General features: G+C 39.8%; 17 protein-coding genes. 13 read left to right on the top strand and 4 right to left on the bottom strand.

Translation table 11 applies throughout. The features are described 5' to 3' along the window. Window positions 1-202: 202 nt before the first annotated feature. Window positions 203-1,429 carry an ornithine--oxo-acid transaminase gene (rocD, locus tag M9892_06600; protein MCO5254011.1) on the bottom strand — a complete coding sequence of 409 codons (1,227 nt, stop codon included), beginning with the start codon at window positions 1,427-1,429 and terminating at the stop codon, window positions 203-205. Between the two features lie 148 nt (window positions 1,430-1,577). On the opposite strand from rocD, the gene M9892_06605 reads away from it, so the two are divergent. From M9892_06605 to M9892_06630, 6 genes are all read left to right on the top strand, one after another. Continuing rightward, entirely contained in the window at window positions 1,578-1,775 is a 198-nt protein-coding gene (locus M9892_06605; protein ID MCO5254012.1) for a hypothetical protein, read from the top strand. Window positions 1,776-1,867: 92 nt separating this feature from the next. Continuing rightward, the gene (gene gpmI, locus M9892_06610; protein ID MCO5254013.1) at window positions 1,868-3,391 is read left to right on the top strand and encodes a 2,3-bisphosphoglycerate-independent phosphoglycerate mutase; all 1,524 of its coding nucleotides are present in this window, start codon (window positions 1,868-1,870) and stop codon (window positions 3,389-3,391) included. Further along, complete coding sequence (locus M9892_06615) at window positions 3,378-3,929, top strand: hypothetical protein (GenBank protein ID MCO5254014.1); 552 nt, start codon at window positions 3,378-3,380, stop codon at window positions 3,927-3,929. The genes gpmI and M9892_06615 overlap by 14 nt, the downstream gene beginning before the upstream one ends. A gap of 139 nt (window positions 3,930-4,068) precedes the next feature. Next, window positions 4,069-4,863 (top strand): thymidylate synthase, encoded by a 795-nt coding sequence (locus M9892_06620; GenBank protein MCO5254015.1) that lies wholly within the window; start codon window positions 4,069-4,071, stop codon window positions 4,861-4,863. Between the two features lie 13 nt (window positions 4,864-4,876). Then, complete coding sequence (locus M9892_06625) at window positions 4,877-5,647, top strand: enoyl-CoA hydratase-related protein (GenBank protein MCO5254016.1); 771 nt, start codon at window positions 4,877-4,879, stop codon at window positions 5,645-5,647. Between the two features lie 87 nt (window positions 5,648-5,734). Continuing rightward, a complete protein-coding gene (locus tag M9892_06630; GenBank protein MCO5254017.1) occupies window positions 5,735-6,352 on the top strand; it encodes a hypothetical protein in 618 nt (205 codons plus the stop codon). 73 nt (window positions 6,353-6,425) lie between these two features. On the opposite strand, the gene M9892_06635 is transcribed toward M9892_06630, so the two are convergent. Beyond that, a complete protein-coding gene (locus M9892_06635; protein MCO5254018.1) occupies window positions 6,426-8,219 on the bottom strand; it encodes an ABC transporter ATP-binding protein/permease in 1,794 nt (597 codons plus the stop codon). A gap of 89 nt (window positions 8,220-8,308) precedes the next feature. Between M9892_06635 and M9892_06640 the strand changes: the two genes are divergently transcribed. After that, a complete protein-coding gene (locus M9892_06640) occupies window positions 8,309-9,406 on the top strand; it encodes a leucine dehydrogenase (protein MCO5254019.1) in 1,098 nt (365 codons plus the stop codon). A 79-nt stretch (window positions 9,407-9,485) separates the two neighbouring features. Here the strand turns inward: M9892_06640 and M9892_06645 are convergent, their stop codons facing one another. Beyond that, window positions 9,486-9,845: a hypothetical protein gene (locus M9892_06645; protein MCO5254020.1), complete on the bottom strand. Its 360-nt coding sequence runs from the start codon at window positions 9,843-9,845 to the stop codon at window positions 9,486-9,488. 182 nt (window positions 9,846-10,027) lie between these two features. On the opposite strand from M9892_06645, the gene ssb reads away from it, so the two are divergent. The 6 genes from ssb to M9892_06675 all read left to right on the top strand — a co-directional run bounded on the left by ssb (window position 10,028) and on the right by M9892_06675 (window position 18,032). Next, window positions 10,028-10,432 carry a single-stranded DNA-binding protein gene (ssb, locus tag M9892_06650; GenBank protein MCO5254021.1) on the top strand — a complete coding sequence of 135 codons (405 nt, stop codon included), beginning with the start codon at window positions 10,028-10,030 and terminating at the stop codon, window positions 10,430-10,432. Window positions 10,433-10,579: 147 nt separating this feature from the next. Then, on the top strand, window positions 10,580-11,005 hold the full coding sequence (locus M9892_06655) for an EVE domain-containing protein (protein ID MCO5254022.1): 426 nt from the start codon (window positions 10,580-10,582) through the stop codon (window positions 11,003-11,005). Further along, the gene (gene pyrR, locus M9892_06660; protein ID MCO5254023.1) at window positions 10,983-11,531 is read left to right on the top strand and encodes a bifunctional pyr operon transcriptional regulator/uracil phosphoribosyltransferase PyrR; all 549 of its coding nucleotides are present in this window, start codon (window positions 10,983-10,985) and stop codon (window positions 11,529-11,531) included. Before M9892_06655 ends, pyrR begins: the two co-directional genes overlap by 23 nt. Further along, a complete protein-coding gene (locus tag M9892_06665; GenBank protein MCO5254024.1) occupies window positions 11,528-12,451 on the top strand; it encodes an aspartate carbamoyltransferase catalytic subunit in 924 nt (307 codons plus the stop codon). Before pyrR ends, M9892_06665 begins: the two co-directional genes overlap by 4 nt. A 21-nt stretch (window positions 12,452-12,472) precedes the next feature. Next, entirely contained in the window at window positions 12,473-13,225 is a 753-nt protein-coding gene (locus M9892_06670; protein MCO5254025.1) for a hypothetical protein, read from the top strand. 160 nt (window positions 13,226-13,385) lie between these two features. Then, complete coding sequence (locus M9892_06675) at window positions 13,386-18,032, top strand: PKD domain-containing protein (protein ID MCO5254026.1); 4,647 nt, start codon at window positions 13,386-13,388, stop codon at window positions 18,030-18,032. 58 nt (window positions 18,033-18,090) lie between these two features. Here the strand turns inward: M9892_06675 and recO are convergent, their stop codons facing one another. After that, on the bottom strand, window positions 18,091-18,792 hold the full coding sequence (gene recO, locus M9892_06680) for a DNA repair protein RecO (GenBank protein MCO5254027.1): 702 nt from the start codon (window positions 18,790-18,792) through the stop codon (window positions 18,091-18,093). Window position 18,793 lies beyond the last annotated feature (1 nt).

The raw sequence follows: 18,793 nt of genomic DNA on the forward strand, positions 1-18,793 counted from the left end.
AGCACTATGGTTGGCAGTTGTAAACACATAGTAGATTGAATTTGTGACGGAAATATTTAGCCTGTACAACTATCTATACTGTTGTAGCGCCAACGACTTACCGGTCAGTCAATGCATAAGAGCTAAGATTTCCTGTTCCATGCAAATACAAAGTCAAAAATACTACTATAACTAAAAAGTAAATAGTGCTATTGGACACATTTTACATCATCTCATTCAATGTGTTACGAATGATATTCGTAGCTTCATATACTTGTTCCTTCGTAATCACAAGCGGAGGAGCAAAGCGAATGGTGTGTTCATGAGTTTGTTTGGCAAGCAGTCCGTTTTCTTTGAGTTTGAGGCAAACGTGTTTGGCAGTTTTTCCGTCTTCAAAAGGAATAATATCAATAGCATTAAGCAAACCCTTGCCTCTCACCGCGCTCACTCTTGATTTGGGTAGTTTATTAAGTTCTTCACGAAATATTTCTCCCATGTCTCGTGCATTTTCCGCCAATTTTTCTTCCACTATTACTTTGAGAGCTTCCACAGCAATAACAGAAGCAAGCGGATTACCGCCAAAAGTAGAACCATGTTCACCGGGCTTTAAGGTAAGCATAATTTCATCACGGCTCAATACAGCAGAAACAGGCATCATGCCTCCTGACAATGCTTTTCCCAGAACGAGAATATCGGGTTTCACCCCATCATGGTCGCAGCACAACATAGCTCCGGTGCGTCCTATGCCTGACTGTACCTCGTCTGCGATAAAGAGAACATTGTGTTTTTTGCACAATGCTGCTACTTTTTTTATGTAACCTTCATCAGGCACTATAACACCTGCTTCTCCCTGAATAGGTTCTGCCATAAATCCTGCAATATGTTCTTCCTTGATTTTTTGCTCCAACGCATCTATGTCGTTGTAGGGAATCAAATCAAAATTTGGCACAAAAGGACCGAAATCCTTGTAGCTCGAAGGGTCGGTGCTGCTACTGACGGCTGCTATTGAACGTCCCCAAAAATTGCCTTGGGCAAAGATTATTCTTGCTTTGTTAGCGGGAATACCTTTGACAAGATACGCCCATTTGCGACATAGCTTGATTGCGGTTTCGCATGCTTCAACTCCACTATTCATAGGGAGTACACGCTCATAACCCAGCAGATTAGTAATGTATTCTTCAAAAATTCCTAATTTATCATTGTAAAATGCACGCGAGGTAAGTGTTAGTGTTGCCGCCTGTTCCTGCATCACCTTTACAATTCGGGGGTGGCAATGTCCTTGATTAACAGCACTATAAGCACTGAGACAGTCTATGTATTGCTTTCCTTCTACATCTTCCACATACACTCCGCGCCCTTTTGCTAAAACAACCGGGATGGGTTCATAGTTAAAGGCTCCATATTGTTTTTCAAGGTTAATATAGTATTGAGCATCTCTTTGGCTTGACATAATGCTTGCAAAAGTAGGGTTAAAATAAAAATTACGGTACAGTATTGACAACATGAATACATAAGTCGTTGGGCGAACTGTCTTTGTATGGGTGCTTGATTTTTAAATCAATTTCTTTTTACATTTGCCCATCAAATTTTACATAACAATGATAAACAAATACAACGCTTGGGACTCAGGCAAACGTATCATTATCCTGTTCCTGATTGCAATTTCAGTTTCTTCTTGCTATATGAAAAAAAGGGTTTACAATCGCGGATTTCACTTTGAGAGACTGACTTCCAAAGACATGAATCCTACACAATCACAACAGTTTCTTCAAAACAAAACCACACAGCAGAAATAACTTCTCAGAGTGGGTATGGGTGTCAATCCTATAAAACAATGGCTTTGTAAACTTTATCAAAGCAGAGTCTTCTCAATCATTACTTTTGCAGCATGAAAAAAGCAATTTTGCTCATTCTTGATGGCTGGGGCATAGGCAAAGGCGACAAAACCGATGCAATAGCTTGTGCACATACTCCATATACAGATAATTTATCCGTTCAATACCCTCACGCACGGTTAACTACTTTTGGCAATGCAGTTGGTTTACCAGAAGGACAGATGGGAAATTCCGAAGTAGGACACATGAATATTGGTGCAGGCAGGGTTGTTTGGCAAATGTTGGAACGCATTAACAGGGCTTTTAGAAACGGAGAAGTCGCGCAAAACAAGGAACTGAACAAATTGTTTGATTTTTGCAGCACAGAGCACAAACCTCTCCATCTGTTGGGATTGGTCTCCGAAGGCGGTGTACATTCATCTATAGAGCATCTCTTTGGTTTGATTGAAGCTGCATGTAAGCAAGGCATTAAAGAAGTTTACATACATGCATTCACAGACGGCAGAGATACCGACCCCAAGAGCGGTGTTATATATTTGCAAAAACTGCTTGACTTCATTGCTGACAAACCCGGTGTTAAAATCGCAAGCATTGTCGGTCGTTATTACGCAATGGATCGCGACAAACGTTGGGAAAGAATTAAATTAGCTTATGACTTACTTGTGCACGGTAACGGTATTCAATCACAAGCTGCAATTCCTGTTATACAAGCGCAATACAATGAGGGCATCACAGATGAATTTTTGAAACCAATTGTTATATGTAACCCGGACAATCAACCCTTAGCAACTATTAAGGACGGAGACGCAGTTTTGTTTTTCAATTTCAGAACCGACAGAGGCAGACAGTTAAGCAGGGTTTTAACCCAAGAAGATTTTACTGATTTAGGAATGAAGACATTACGTCTGCACTACGCCACCATGACTGAGTATGAAAAAGATTTTAAAAACATTTCCATCATCTTTGAAAATCAAGACATCCCAAACACACTCGGAGAATATATATCCAACAAAGGTTTGAGCCAAATCAGAGCAGCCGAAACCGAAAAATACCCTCATGTTACCTTCTTTTTTAGTGGAGGACGCGAAGCAGCATTTGAGAACGAAAGTCGAATCCTCGTCAACTCCCCCAAAGTAGCCACTTATGACTTACAACCCGAGATGAGCGCACCACAACTCAAAAAAGAAGTTATAGTAGCAATCAGAAAAGGAACAACAGATTTCTTTTGTGTAAACTTTGCAAACCCTGACATGGTAGGACATACGGGTGTCTTTACTGCCATTACCAAAGCTGTTGAAACCGTTGACTCCTGCGTTGCAGAAATAGTGACCGAAGCTTTCAAACAAAACTACACCCTTCTGATTACAGCCGACCACGGCAACGCAGATAATGCCATAAACCCTGACGGCACACCCAATACCGCACACTCCATGAACCCCGTTCCAATCTGGTTGGTTTCCGAACCGGTAATGAATGTGCAATTGCAAGATGGTGTTTTGGCTGATATTGCACCCACTATTTTGAAAATCATGGGATTGGAACAACCCAAAGAAATGACCGGCAATGCGTTATTTTAAAATCACTTTACTCATATTTGGATTGCTTTTGATTTCATGTAACCACAATGGAGATAAAAGGCATAGTGACACTTATATTTTCAATCTCAAAAATTATTTTGAGCAAGAAGCGGCAGCATTGCAAAAACAATCCATTAAGGTTGAACGCACGGTGAGTATTGACGGCAAAGTCAGCACAGTTACAGACACAGCCCCGGATTGGCAGAACGAGTTTGCCATTTTCAAAAGCTTAGACATTAGCAGCCCCTATAAGGCGGGTAATTTTCAGTCCGACTCTGTCATCAATGAGAACAACAAGCACTTGCTTTACGAAAACATATCTGACAAAGGCAAGGTACGCACAATCCATATCATCTTGAACAAAGCCAACCGCCCGGTTCTGATTGAAGTCAAAACCGCTGAAGATACATATTTCAACAAGGAAGAGCTAACATATAGTTACCAGCCCGCATTAGCCATTGGTATTATAGGCACGCGCAAAAGTCTATGGTCTAAGACAATGGATTTTGAGGTATTGTCAGAACTTGTCGGCAAGTAATAGAACTGTGTTTGCGCCCTATATTCAACAGTACTGAGCTAACCCACAATCTACCGTATTTATTCGTACAAAACCTGTATATAAATTCATAGGCTTCTGTTTTATTATTCATTTCAATTAGTCCAACTTTGCAGGGATTATGAATCAGTATGAAGATTTTCTGAACCATGTTTATAAAACCGGCACTTTCAAAAGCGACCGCACCGGTACAGGCACAAGAAGCGTCTTTGGCGGTCAACTCAGGTTTGATTTGAACAAAGGTTTTCCGCTTGTTACCACTAAAAAAGTTCATCTTAAATCTATTATATACGAATTGCTATGGTTTTTGAGAGGTGACACCAATATTGCTTACTTAAAAGAACACGGAGTAGGAATCTGGGATGAATGGGCAGATGATAAAGGAAACTTAGGTCCTGTTTACGGCAAACAATGGAGAAGTTGGGAAACTCCTGACGGACATGTTATAGACCAAATTTCGGAGCTTATCAAAGGATTGAAAAACAACCCTGATAGTCGGAGGCATATTGTAACTGCATGGAATCCGGCAGACTTGCCCAAAATGGCACTATCACCCTGTCACTGTTTGTTTCAGTTCTATGTGGCAGATGGAAAGTTGAGTTGTCAGTTGTATCAAAGGAGTGCAGACTTATTTTTGGGAGTTCCATTCAATATTGCATCTTATGTCCTGCTTACCATGATGATAGCACAAGTGACCGGACTGAAACCGGGTGAATATGTGCACACATTTGGTGATGCCCATATCTATTCCAACCATTTTGAACAAGTTCAAACCCAATTGTCAAGAACTCCATTTCCTTATCCCACCATGAAGCTTAACCCTGATGTGAAAGATATTTTTGAATTTAAATTTGAAGACTTTACATTGGAAAATTATCAGTGTCATCCGGGTATTAAAGCACCAGTAGCAGTTTAAAAAAAAATCATTTATGCAATATCAAAATATTTTAACCGATATCCAAGAGTATATCCTGACCATCACCATCAACCGTGAGGACAAAATGAATGCGCTGAACATTCTGTTATTACAAGAAATCAAACACGCTGTAACCGAAGCTCAAAGCAATCCCCAAGTCAAAGGCATTATTATCACCGGAGCGGGTACTAAGGCATTTGCGGCAGGTGCGGACATTGCTGAATTTGCCAATTTTTCGGTAGCTGAAGGAACTGCCATGAGCAGAGCAGGACACGAAGTGTTTAATGCCATTGAGAAAAGTGCAAAACCCGTTATAGCCGCTGTGAATGGCTTTGCATTGGGTGGTGGGTGCGAACTCACTCTTGCTTGCCACATTAGATATGTATCTGAAAATGCAAAATTTGGACAACCGGAAATTAACTTGGGCGTTCCTCCCGGTTATGGAGGCACTCAAAGGTTAATTCAAATCATCGGCAAAGGCAGAGCACTCGAGATTTTACTTACTACCATTCCTGTGGATGCACAAAAAGCATTACAAATGGGATTAGCAAATGATATTTTCAGCTCAGAGGCACTCATGACAGAAACCAGACAGAGATTAGGCAAAATTATTTCCAAATCTCCTAATGCCATCAAACAGGTAATAGAATGTGTTAATGCCCACTATAATAGCCAACAAAACGGTTTCGAAACAGAAATTCGCGAATTTGGCGAAGCCTTTGGCACACCTGACTTCAAAGAAGGCACGAATGCATTTTTAGAAAAACGCAAAGCTACTTTTTAAGTCAATCTCGTTTTTCTGTTTATAAGTGCATGAATGAAAGCACGTTAGCGCATGCATTTTTGCACTTCACTTAATCAATATAAAATCATGAAAAAATCATTTTTATTAATGGCGGCTATTTGTGCCACAGGTATGATGGCGAATGCTCAATCAACAGGGGAAGGAAGTATGATGTTGGGAGGTAATTTCAATGTTAATATTACAAAACATGTAGCATGGGGTGTGAATCCTCAGTTTGGTTATTTTATCAAAGATAATATCGCAGTAGGCATTATGGCAGGAGCAAACGGAGGTTATATTAAGACCGTTAAGTCTCTTGATGGAACTAAGGAAGCTATTGTAAATAACTTTGGCTGGAATGCAGGTTTATTCGGGAGATATTATAAAGCCCTTGCAAACAACTTTTTTGTATATGGTGCTGCTACCTTTGGATACGGCTCAAACGGGTATAAAGACATGGTACCGGAATTATTAAAACCATCAGAAATCAAAGATAACGGCAGAGTAGATATGAGCAACCTTAATGTTTCCATATTCCCCGGATTCGCATTTTTTCCATCTCCTAATTGGGGAATAGATTTTAGCTTAAACAATATTATTTCATTTAATTCAAATTCAGTCGGAGGCACAAATACCAATACATTTGATATAGGTGCAGGCACTACTCCAACAATAGGTATCAATTACTATTTTGGTAAAGAATAATAATCATTCATCAACAAAAAAAGCGGGTTAAAACCCGCTTTTTTTATGCAATAATATTTCGCTCAATCTGCGTTTATTGTTGCGGCTCTCCTTCTTCCATTTGCTTTTCATACAATTTCTTATAATAGGCATTGGACTTCAAGAGTTCTTCATGTGTTCCGATTGCATCAATTCTTCCCTGATTTAAAACAATTATTATATGAGTGTTGGCAATCACAGACAGTCGATGGCTGACAATAACAGCAGTTCTGTTTTTGAGTTCATTTCTGAGATTAGCCAATATTATTTTTTCGGTGGTGTGATCCACCGCACTTAAACAATCATCAAGTAAGATTATTTCAGGGTCGCGAATCAGTGCACGCGCTAATGCAATCCTTTGTTTTTGTCCTCCTGAAAGTGTAATCCCCCTTTCTCCCAAGGGGGTGTCATAACCTTGTGGAAATTCTCTAATACTATCGTGGACTGCTGCAATTTTGGCCACTCTTTCTACGTCTTCTTTGCTCAGTTGTGTGAGTTTACTTGAACCAAATAGAATATTGTCGTAAATAGATTCAGAAAACAAGAACACATCCTGCGGAACATAGCTCACAAGGTCTCTATACTCTTTGAGATTAAGTTCCTTGAGATTTATATTATCTATCAGTATTTGCCCGGTCGTTGTGTCATAAAATCGCGCAAGCAGGTTCAGTAGTGTAGTCTTACCGGAACCCGTATGACCCACCAATCCAATAGTTTGTCCTTTAGGAATTTTAAAGCTAATGCCATGCAAAACCTTCTTTTGTTCATTATATTGAAAAGACACCTTGTCAAATCTAATTTCATTTTCGAATCTGCAATGAGCACCTTGATTAGCCTTGATTTTAGGTTCCACTTCCAAGAATTTGTTAATTCTTGCTTGTGACGCTGCGGCACTTTGAATAATTGCAGTAACCCATCCCAATGAAGACACAGGCCAAGTCAAAAGATTCACATAAATTACAAATTCGGCAATATTGCCATAAGTAAAATTACCGTCAATCACTTCCAAACCACCCAAATAAATAGTTAGAATGGTACTCAATCCCACCAATGACATCATCAAAGGAGAGAAAAAAGAATTCACCGTTGTGAGCGACATGCTTAGGTCTTTGTAATGATCGTTTTCTCTTGAGAAAATATTGGCAAAGACAGCTTGAACTGAAAATGCTTTTAAAACTCTAACCCCCGACATGCTTTCCTGCACAAATGTTGTCAAATCAGAGAGTTTAGCCTGAATCAAATCACTCTTACGATTGATGATATTACTCACATAATAAATAGATGCAGACAGAAAAGGCAAAGGTAAAAGCACATACAAAGTCAATTTAGGATTGACAGAAACCATCATCACAATCACAGTTATGAAAGTAAAAACCAAATTCACAAAATACATGATTGCCGGTCCCAAATACTGTCGAACTTTGCTCACATCTTCAGACAGTCGGTTCATCAAATCCCCTGTAAAATTAGCTCTAAAAAAAGACAGATTCATCTTTTGATATTGGCTATAGATCTCATTCTTCAGGTCATATTCAATTTTACGCGAAGCAATTATAACAGTTTGTCTCATCAGGAACATAAACACACCGCGAACAATGGTTGCCAGCAGAATTAATCCTCCAAACGCTGCCGCAATCTTGATAATTTTATTTCTGAAAAAAGCCTCTAATTCTGTACCTTCATAAAAATGAAACAGACTTACTTGCTCCAAAGAATTATCAAAGGCTATCCTCACCAAATAAGGCGAAAGAATGTTGAGAATATTCGTTAGGATGATGAAAAGAATACCGGCAGCAAGTGTTTTGCGGTATTTCCATAAATATTTATTGAGGTATTTGAGTGATTTCAAGAGGCTGCAAATTTTGTTTATTATTTAGTAATAACAAAAAAAGCTATTTTCGCACCATCAAAAACGTAATCACTTAATCATAGCAAGAAATGAGCGGAACATCATCACAATCACAAGACTCCAATTTCCCTCTGTTTAACAACTTGGCAGAATTTAACCACGAACAAGTTGTTGTATGTAACGACAACAATACCGGCTTAAAAGCCATCATCGCAGTTCACAACACTGTTTTGGGTCCCGGGCTGGGCGGAACCCGATTTTGGGTATATAACAACGAACAAGAAGCCATGAATGACGCACTTCGTCTTTCACGCGGGATGACTTATAAAGCATCTATTTCAGGGCTTAATCTTGGAGGTGCAAAAGCAGTTATTGTAGCTGATAAGAACACAAAAAAGACAGAAGCATTCATGCGTAAATTTGGTCGCTTTGTTGAAAATTTGAATGGCAAATACATCACAGCCGAGGATGTGGGCACCACAACCAAAGACATGGAATATATTGCCATGGAAACCGACCATGTGGTAGGACTACCCGAGATTATGGGCGGAGGCGGAGACCCTTCACCTGTTACAGCTTATGGTGTTTATATGGGGATGAAAGCCTCTGCCAAAAAAACTTTTGGCAATGATAGCTTGGCTGGCAAGTCTGTTACTGTTCAAGGAGTGGGCAAAGTGGGCTACTATTTGGTTGAACTATTGGTGAAAGAAGGCGCCAAAGTGTTTATCAGTGACATCAACGAAACAAATCTGAAACACACATCTGCATTAGGTGGAGAAGTAATCAGCCCTAACGATGTTTACTCCAAAAAGATAGATATTTTTGCTCCTTGTGCGATGGGCGCTATCCTCAATTCAGACACCATTCCTCAACTAAATTGCGCTATCGTGTGCGGATCTGCCAACAATCAGTTGAAAGAGGATGTTCAACACGGCAACATGCTTAGAGACAGAGGCATACTCTATGCTCCGGACTTCCTTGTAAATGCAGGTGGATTAATCAATGTTTATTCAGAATATACAGGATATGTGAGAGAGCGTGCTATGTCACAAACAGAGCATATTTATGATTTGACTTTGGACATTTACCACAAATCAGAGGAAGAGAAAATCAATACACAGGTTGCAGCAACAAAGATTGCCGAAGAAAGAATTCACAACATGATGTTAGTGAAATCCACTTATTAAGCAATTTGTTGTAAAATAAATGAAAACAAAAAGGCTGTTCTTGCGAACAGCCTTTTTTCGTTATAACAAATCCAAAATTTTATTCCTCTTTTCGTTTCACAATCAGAAACATATCCTGTTCGAGGGGGAGATAGCCGTATTCATAGCAAAATATATAGGTTTGTTGTTTTTGGGTTAAATAAGTATGTGTATGATAATCAAATTTGAATCCTTTGTCCAAGAGTTTTTCCTTTTTTGCTTTGACAAAATCCTCATTTTCCGGAAGTAATTCAGCCAAAATATTCCGATTTTTAAATAAGTAGTTGTTGATTTTTTTAACAAAAACACTCTTTCCACTATGCAAACGGTTATTGTAATTATTTCTGCAATAATCATCACAGAATTTTTTATCTATTCTGCCCTTAAGTGGCTTGTGACAATGCAAACAAGTTTTTTCCATAGCGTGATTTTTTTACAAAATTATCCGACAACAAACGCTTACAAACAATTAGTTCGGGAGTTAAACGACTAAAAACCGAATCAGTATTTTGAGCCATCACACCTTTGCAGTCGAAATCGAAACGAAATAACGAAATCAAAAGAAACTAAACAAAATTATTAACCAATTTAAAATTTAACATCATGAGTAATTTAAAAAACAACGTACAGCTAATCGGACATTTAGGCGCAAATCCTGAAATTAAAACCCTTGAAGGCGGCAGCAAAGTAGCGCGTCTCAGAGTGGCAACCTCCGAATCTTTCAAAAACAAAAACGGTGAATGGCAAGAAGAAACTACTTGGCACTCTATTACAGCATGGGGACCCTTGGCAGAACGTGCAGAAAAGCACCTGTCCAAAGGCTCCTACATCTTGCTCGAAGGCAAGTTAACAAGTCGTAATTATGTGGACAGCAAAGGTGAGAAAAGGTATGTCTATGAAGTGCAAGCCAGCAACTTCTTATTATTGGACAAAAAGAATCCGGCTGCAGAGAATATGCCTGCGCAATCAGATTCATCTGCTGCACAAGAGGATGTATTGCCGTTCTGAGGCTCGTTCCTGAACTAAGCTACTATTTATTAATAAAAGGCGACATTTCTGTCGCCTTTTTTGTTAATATAATTCCTTCTCCAAATGCTGATTCTTACACCAATAAATATTTTTGGCATACTCCCAAAAAAAATCAAAATTTGCCACATGAAGTTTTGGCTAATCAAATCTGAACCATTTAAATATTCATGGCATCAATTTGAGAAAGACGGTCGCACTTTTTGGGACGGTGTTCGCAACTATCAGGCACGCAATAATATGCGCAATATGGCTGTCGGTGACTTATGTCTTTTCTATCACAGCAATGAGGGGAAAGAAGTAGTGGGTGTGGCAAAAGTGATCAAAACCGCATATCAAGACCCCAGCACCAAAGACACAAATTGGGTTTGTGTGGACGTGGCACCTCACGAAAAACTTAAAAATACGGTTACTTTAGAGCAGATTAAAAACGAACCAAGATTGGAAAGAATCGGATTGGTTAAACAGCAACGATTAAGTGTAGTTGCATTGACCAGAGAGGAGTTTGACACTATTTTAGAACTATCTGAAAATGAAAAAAAAGCTCATTCTTAATCATAAGGAAATTGAAATCATCCTCAAGCGCCTTGCCATGGAGCTGATAGAAAATCACAATGACTTTTCCAAGTCTGCCATAATAGGACTGCAACCTCGCGGTGTATTTCCTGCAAGATCGTTGGTAGAGTACGTAAAGGAATTCACTAACAACCCAAATGTGTTATACGGAGAATTAGACCACACATTCTTTCGCGATGATTTTCGCAGAGGACAAGAAATCTTAACACCTCATCCCATCAAGATTGATTTTGATATTGAAGGAAAAAACATCATCTTAGTGGACGATGTGGTTTATACCGGTCGTTCCGTTCGTTCAGCCATGGATGCATTAAGCTCTTATGGAAGACCTTCTAAAATTGAATTGCTGGCATTGCTCGACCGCAGATTTAACCGAGAAACTCCGATTATGTCAGACTATTGCGGCAAAGTGATAGACACCCGAGGCAACAGTCAGAAAGTACTTGTGGACTGGAACTCGAAAAAAATAAATGTGTGGCTTTTAAATACAACTGAAGAAGAATGAAAACATTCAACCATAAACACCTGATTGGTATCAAAGATTTGACTGCGGATGACATTCGGCTTGTATTTGAAACTGCCGACAACTTCAAAGAAGTCATTAACCGTCCTATCAAAAAGGTACCCTCACTCAGAGACACAACGATAGCCAATATTTTCTTTGAAAACTCAACCCGCACAAGAATTTCATTTGAACTTGCCGAAAAAAGATTGAGTGCCGATGTAGTTAATTTTTCCTCCTCCTCCTCCTCAGTTTCCAAAGGTGAAACATTGGTTGATACAGTAAAAAACATACTTTCCATGAAAGTAGATATGGTTGTGATGCGACACCCAAGCCCGGGCGCATGTGTCTTTTTGTCAAAACACATTGATGCAAGCATTGTCAATGCCGGAGACGGAACCCACGAACACCCTACTCAAGCTTTGTTGGATGCATTTTCTATCAAGGAAAAATTTGGAGATGTAAAAGGCAAAAAAGTAGCGATTGTAGGAGATATCACCCACTCAAGGGTTGCTATATCCAATATTTATTGTTTGAAAAAATTAGGTGCAAAGGTCAAGCTATGCGGTCCTCCCACCCTGATTCCAAAACACATTGAAAGCCTTGGTGTTGAAGTGGATTACAATTTAGACAACGTAATCAAATGGGCTGACGTTGTCAATATGCTGCGCATCCAAATGGAACGACAAGACATTGCCTATTTCCCAAGTTTGAGAGAATATTCCATTCAATACGGACTGACGGCAGAAAGGATAGAAAAAAGTGGGAAAGAACTTGTGATTATGCACCCGGGACCCATCAACCGAGGAGTAGAAATCACATCCGAGGTAGCAGACAGCAAAAACGCAATTATCCTCAACCAAGTTGAGAACGGTGTAGCAATCAGAATGGCGGTGCTATATCTGTTGGCAGGTGAGAAATAGAGAAACTGTTTGATACATATTATGAAACAGAAAATTTTACTTTTTTTACTTCCTTTAGCAATTACAACAAACTGCTTTTCTCAGGGTAATGAGAAAAATTCAAAAGATTGTGTGCGCAAAGGGTTTACGTCAATTAACATGGGCGTTAGCATACCAACCGGCAACTTTAAAAGTGATAACTTTAATAATAACGAGGCCGGTTTTGCAACTAATGGAGCAGTATTTGACATAGCATACGGCTATGAAATCGCACCTGATTTTGGTGTTACTGTAGTTTACCGTGGACAAGCAAATGGAAAAAATCTTGGCACCTATGCACAAAGCTTAGCCAATTTTTTTGGCTCCGGATCTGTTAGTGTAGAATCAAGTGCTTTTACTCTTGGTGGAGTAATGGCAGGGATTTATGGATCGCACCCTATTACAAATAAACTGAGTATTCAAGCTCGAACCTTAGCCGGTTTTTCTGTCGCTGTCCTACCCGCTATGACAACTATTGCATACGATGATTCAAAAACAAAGCTTGTAACATGGTTCCAAGACAGAGCCGAAACAACAACTTTTTCTTATATCATTGGAGCCGGAGCAACTCTTGATATATCAAAGAAAACATATTTATTATTTAATTTGGATTTTTATTCCGCCAATGCTGAATGGGACGATGTACGAATAATTAGCATTGGACATATCACAAAGACTACTGAAATAGACCAATATAACTTCAAACAAAAGTTTAGTACTGTGAATATGAGTATTGGCTTAGGTTTTCGGATTTAATCGGCTCACTACATAATCATAGATTGAGAGGGTGAAAGGTTGCGTTAGAGAGTTCATTGGGCAATGGACTTTCATCTGCAATTTAATTAAACCCAAAAAAATAGACGCCCTATTTCATGCGAAACTCTTTTTAGCCAATATAACTTATCTTCGCACTAAAATGTTACTCAGGTTTACAGCATTTATATTCTGCCTATTGCTCTTTGTAACACAAAAAGTACACGCGCAATGTAGCATTTCGCTGACCGGAATTCCCTGCGTTGGCAATTCCTTGACCTTTGACCATAGTGCCACCAATGCCACCAACACCCAATGGGATTTCGACCATCAAGGAACTTCGATACAAGCAACTGCCGCTTATGTATTTAACACTCCCGGCATAAAGAAAATATACCTCAAAGTTACTTTGCCCAACAGCACAAACTGTTATGACACATTAGAAATAGAAGTTTTTGACCTTCCTGAAATCAAGAGTTTTTTAATTTCAGCAGATTCGCAATGCCTGACCAATAATGAATTTTGCTTTGTGGATAGCACCGCTTTTGGCGGCTGTATCAAAAGTATCCGATATTTATTCGATGACGGAGAATTAATAACCCGCACTAACCCAAGCGGAGAAGTTAGATTTTGCAAAGTTTTTAATGGGGCAAACGATATGAGCATGAACTATACAATTGAAGTAGTTAACTGTAACAACTGTGTAAAAACGTTTCGTCCGTCAAAGGCACTCACCATACGCAAACCGCGAACCATTTCATTTACATCCAGCATGCCCAACGGGTGCGACACGGTTACTGCCTATTTTGTGAACACATCGCAAATAAATCTATCCGATGTTCAGAAATTTCTTTGGGATTTTGGTGATGGCAGTTATGACTCAACGCATTGGGGCGATGGAGGTCTGTCTCATTTATACAATAAACGAGGACCTGCAAACGATGCCTTTACTGTGAAGCTGAAAGTATGGCAGAAAGGCGGTTGTGTGGAAGAATTTGTAATGAACAATGCGGCTATCAACACATTGTCGCCCACTGGTATTGACAATGTGATAAAATACTACTGTCCCAATGATTTGCTCGAACCGAGTCCCAAGGGAAATAAACCGCCCGGCATGACTTTCACATGGAAACTTACCGGGACAGGAAATACACCTTGGATTTATCCAAATGAAGAAAGTCCGGTGATTGTTCTCTCCAATCTCGGGGCTTACCGTTTGGTATTGGAAACAAACCACCCTACTTGTCCCAAAAAAGAGTTTTCGGATACATTCTTTGTAGTAGGTCCAAAGGTTAAAATAGAAGAGATTGACAGCGGATATCTCATAGCGCAAAATGAACGTTATCAGTGTGTAAGTAGTGACACTGTTCATTTCCCAAATCGCACCCGCTATTACCTGAACGACAAGAATCCCGGCAATGACGACAGCACTGTCTTACTCCCTTCCGGTGTAAAACATTGGGTTTTTGACAACAATCTCAACCCTCTTATTTCTAAAAAACAAGAACGCAAAGACGACAACATAGACCGTTTATGGAATTTTGGCGATGCATTTGCTCCTCAGTGTACCACTATCACGGCACTGAATATTAACGTCAACAAAAATTGTAATTATTCCAAAGACCGTTATCCCACGCACTTCTACACCCCTTGGGACAGCGTCTATAAACAGTTTTATTACAACCCCAATGTTTCCTTTACCTATTTAGACTTTTTGCCAAATGGGGATTGCAACATCAGGCAAGTGGACACCAACGAACTCGAACTTCATCGAAAATTATTTTTTAGACGTATTCCCGAATGTTATGAAGCCAAACTCACCGAGACAGATACTTCACAAGACTACGTCTGTCCGGGCACAGACAAGGTTCGATTAGCCATTCAACGCACCGATATATCTAATTTGGAGGTTCAAGGGTCGGGATGTGTTACTCCGGAAAACACAAGCATAAATTTGAGGGCATTTTTTGGCAAAACCAAACCCGGATGTTCTTTTAACATGATTTTATTTAATCCGAATGTAACGCGCGACTCCTCCAATTGGAAACCTTTTATAAGCGAACCACCCAACAACGGCTATGAATACACCGGATTTTTTACACCCAATGTTTTTTACACTTACGACTCCAGTGTTTACAACATAAAAGACGACACACTGACTGTGGGTTTTATTGTAGCAAACGGCATTGGTAACAATGTATGTTTGGACACTCTGTACATCAAAAATCCTTTTAAGGTTGAACGTGTTCAAAGCTTCTTCAATATTATTGCTCCCCAAACAAAACCTACCAAAGTGTGTGTTGGCGACACCATTCTATTTGGAGAAAACAATGTCCATCGGCTTTTTGCTGAATCTTCTCAATCCATCGAATGGAGTATTTCAGGTCCATTGCCAAGCGACCCGAACGTCAGGGGAAATCTCGGATTTATTTCTGAACAGCGTAAAAACGGGCTCAAACATCCCAATCCCGACAGTTCGCATCTTTTTGTGGACATGCTTTACATATACAACAGCATGGCATCCAAACCTTACGACACCATCATGTTGAACGAAATATTTGATTATGATTTGAGCATGGAAATCACCGATGCAGCCAACGGAATGTTGTTTCAACAATGGACTGATTTAGGACTTCCATCCATAGAATACAGCAAAGAACGAGTGGTCAGAATGTTTTGGAACGGAGTTGGAGTTATGGGAAATGCAATGACAGGGGCAATCGGTTGTATTGATACCACAGGTTTATCACAATTCATTGACATAAAGATAATTCCCAAACCCAATGGGAAACGCACGCTGAATTTCCGCGATACCTCAATACTGCCCTTACTCAATCATCAACTGAACAACAAAACCTACAATAACACATACTCCTTTGTACCCAAACGCAATGGCACTTATGACATTGCGCTCACTGTGAGCAATTCCAAGAATTGTTCGGCAACTTCACTACAATCTTTTGTGGTAGGATTTTCGAGCAAGATTTCATCTACCGATTCTATCAATTGTGCGGACGAAACCATCTACTTGAAGCCGCAGTTCAGGTACTACAAATCAGGCGGAAGCGCAGGTGCATTAGACAGTACGGATTATTGGGAGCTACACAAGAATAACGCAGGCAAACCCGGTTTTGAAGGCGAAACTAAAATTGATTGGAGTTTGGAAGATGATGACATTTCCAATCCTACCACTATTTTCGGGACAGGCCCTTATGGTCACACAGGTTATGACACAGCTTATGTGATGGGAGGCGAGGATGGAGGAAAAATATATTACCGGACACCCGGCAAATACACCATGCGTATTACCACCACAGACAACAGCGGATGTGCAGATACGCTCACTCAAAACGTTTACGTAATAGACAATACTGCTAAATTTTCACTCAACATACAAGACCTGAACTGCCGTACTATTATTGAACTCTTTGATTCCAGTAGTTTGACAGATGTATATGATTCGCTATTAGGTTCTCCAAGTCATTCAAAATACAGTTGGACTATTCAATGGGGAGATGGAAGCGAAAACTGGTTTTCGCCCACTCTGCCGCCCCAAATCGGGCATCAATACAAGGGATTTGGCAATTATTTAGTAACCATGATTGCTGCCACCAAAGGAGAACTCAATGGGAGAAAGCCAATGTGTACCGATAGTTTTGAATTAAACCTAAACATTCCGGGACCTCAACCTTATTTCGAACCTTTGGACACACTGGTAATCTGTTTAGGCGATTCTGTTCGTTTTGTTAACAAGAGTTACAACCCAACAAAATATGCCCAATTTATCTGGAACATGGGCGACAGCACTTTTATTACCAGCAGTGGAAGCGACACCGTTACACATACATACAAAAAATCAGGAGTCTATTCTGTTTTTCTGTTAGAGTCAGACTCGTTGAGCGGTACTATTCACTATTGTTCCCACACCTATCCCGACACCCCGATGCAACAAGAAATCAAGGTGTTGGTCTTAGACTTTTACAATGCAGAATTAACACAAGACAAACACTCCATTTGCATAGGCGACTCAGTTACCTTTACTGCTCGCAACCTCCAATCTGCATTAGGTTACAGATGGCAAGTAGCGGAGGATTCGTTTGAAATGATAACACTTGACTCGGTGTTCACCTATACATTCCTGAAAAGTGGGCAATTTTCGATTTCTGTGTACCCTGTGTTGGATTCGGCTTTGTTGGGGGTTCAATGCAGTTACAACTTTGCAACGGTGGTTTATGTTGATTCTATTTTAGCTGATTTTGAAGTAGATAGCACCAATATCCCCAGTGTTTGCTTTAAGAATACATCTGTCAACTCTGCTAAAAATTATTGGGGATTTTATCATCAATCTGATATTACCCAAAGCGGCAATGCTTTCCGCTTGAACAAAGAAATCAATGAGGCTGAATTTTGTTTAGACTATCCAGACTCTGTGGGATATTATTGGGCGTGCTTGGTGGCAGAAAGTCCGGTAGGTTGCTTAGACACCATCTGCAAACGCATACGCTACTATTCAAAGAAAAAGTTATTCATCCCTAACGTGTTCACACCCGGAAGCGACTCCTACAACGATTTTTATTATATTGACATAGAAGGTCAGGATTACTACGAATTGAGAATATATAATCGCTGGGGAGACATTGTTTTCCAATCAGAAAACAAGGATTATCAATGGAATGGGAATGTTGAGAACGGCAATACCGAATGTCCTGACGGCACGTATATTTATCAGTTTCGATACCGTTTTGAAAAAGACAAAGAGACTGAATTTACAAGCGGAGTCATCACGCTCATTCGCGAAAAACGCAGATAGTCTATTTGGCAAAACAAAACTTGACACTGTTAGGCTTGCACCCCAACATTTATTGGGTTTATCGCATCACAACCCCAAAAATATCCAATGACTGTATGGGTTTTGCACCAATGACATGGTATTGCATAAATCGGACAAGGTTGTGCAACAGTTCTTTTCTATAATCAAAATTGGCTTGTTTGTTACTCAGAAGTAAGGCAAACTGTTCGGACGAATCGGGTGACATGCAGTATGTTACATCATAAACTGAGCTAAAATCGCCTTCAGCAATATTAAAGACTTTACCTACACTGTAATCATCTGCATAAATTCCGTGACCCAGCAAGCGACATAGGCGAATCATAAATAAATGCGGCAACCAATCTTGAGTATTATCACTGTTTTCAATCTTCAGAATAGTTTCATTCACAAGGTCATAAAGTGGAGCATTAATTTCTTCTTCAGAGATGCAGCGACTCAGTATTTCTTGAATAAATCCACCTAAAGCACGCTTGGCAGGATTTGTATGCAAGCTGTGCAGAATAGGACTACACACTAATTCTTTGGCTCTTTTGAGATTTTTTACCGGGTGGTGATAGAAGTCAAGCTGCAACAGATTGAGTGGGGTTAGGTGTGCACTTTTAACTTTGCCGCGATTGGATGATATGCCCTGAAACAGAAAACTCTGCAAGCCATAGTCACGGGTAAATATTTTGCAAATGACAGATGAATCTCCGTATTTGAATCTATGCAAAATAACACCTTCTGTCTTGACTAACATG

Source organism: Bacteroidota bacterium (assembly GCA_023957335.1).
In the GTDB taxonomy this organism is placed as follows: domain Bacteria; phylum Bacteroidota; class Bacteroidia; order NS11-12g; family UBA955; genus JALOAG01.

Excerpts from the sequence above, each read along its gene's own strand:
- rocD (MCO5254011.1), bottom strand. The coding sequence starts at position 1,429 with ATGTCAAGCCAAAGAGATGCTCAATACTATATTAACCTTGAAAAACAA.
- M9892_06605 (MCO5254012.1), top strand. The coding sequence starts at position 1,578 with ATGATAAACAAATACAACGCTTGGGACTCAGGCAAACGTATCATTATC.
- gpmI (MCO5254013.1), top strand. The coding sequence starts at position 1,868 with ATGAAAAAAGCAATTTTGCTCATTCTTGATGGCTGGGGCATAGGCAAA.
- M9892_06615 (MCO5254014.1), top strand. The coding sequence starts at position 3,378 with ATGCGTTATTTTAAAATCACTTTACTCATATTTGGATTGCTTTTGATT.
- M9892_06620 (MCO5254015.1), top strand. The coding sequence starts at position 4,069 with ATGAATCAGTATGAAGATTTTCTGAACCATGTTTATAAAACCGGCACT.
- M9892_06625 (MCO5254016.1), top strand. The coding sequence starts at position 4,877 with ATGCAATATCAAAATATTTTAACCGATATCCAAGAGTATATCCTGACC.
- M9892_06630 (MCO5254017.1), top strand. The coding sequence starts at position 5,735 with ATGAAAAAATCATTTTTATTAATGGCGGCTATTTGTGCCACAGGTATG.
- M9892_06640 (MCO5254019.1), top strand. The coding sequence starts at position 8,309 with ATGAGCGGAACATCATCACAATCACAAGACTCCAATTTCCCTCTGTTT.
- M9892_06645 (MCO5254020.1), bottom strand. The coding sequence starts at position 9,845 with ATGGAAAAAACTTGTTTGCATTGTCACAAGCCACTTAAGGGCAGAATA.
- ssb (MCO5254021.1), top strand. The coding sequence starts at position 10,028 with ATGAGTAATTTAAAAAACAACGTACAGCTAATCGGACATTTAGGCGCA.
- M9892_06655 (MCO5254022.1), top strand. The coding sequence starts at position 10,580 with ATGAAGTTTTGGCTAATCAAATCTGAACCATTTAAATATTCATGGCAT.
- pyrR (MCO5254023.1), top strand. The coding sequence starts at position 10,983 with ATGAAAAAAAAGCTCATTCTTAATCATAAGGAAATTGAAATCATCCTC.
- M9892_06665 (MCO5254024.1), top strand. The coding sequence starts at position 11,528 with ATGAAAACATTCAACCATAAACACCTGATTGGTATCAAAGATTTGACT.
- M9892_06670 (MCO5254025.1), top strand. The coding sequence starts at position 12,473 with ATGAAACAGAAAATTTTACTTTTTTTACTTCCTTTAGCAATTACAACA.
- M9892_06675 (MCO5254026.1), top strand. The coding sequence starts at position 13,386 with ATGTTACTCAGGTTTACAGCATTTATATTCTGCCTATTGCTCTTTGTA.
- recO (MCO5254027.1), bottom strand. The coding sequence starts at position 18,792 with ATGTTAGTCAAGACAGAAGGTGTTATTTTGCATAGATTCAAATACGGA.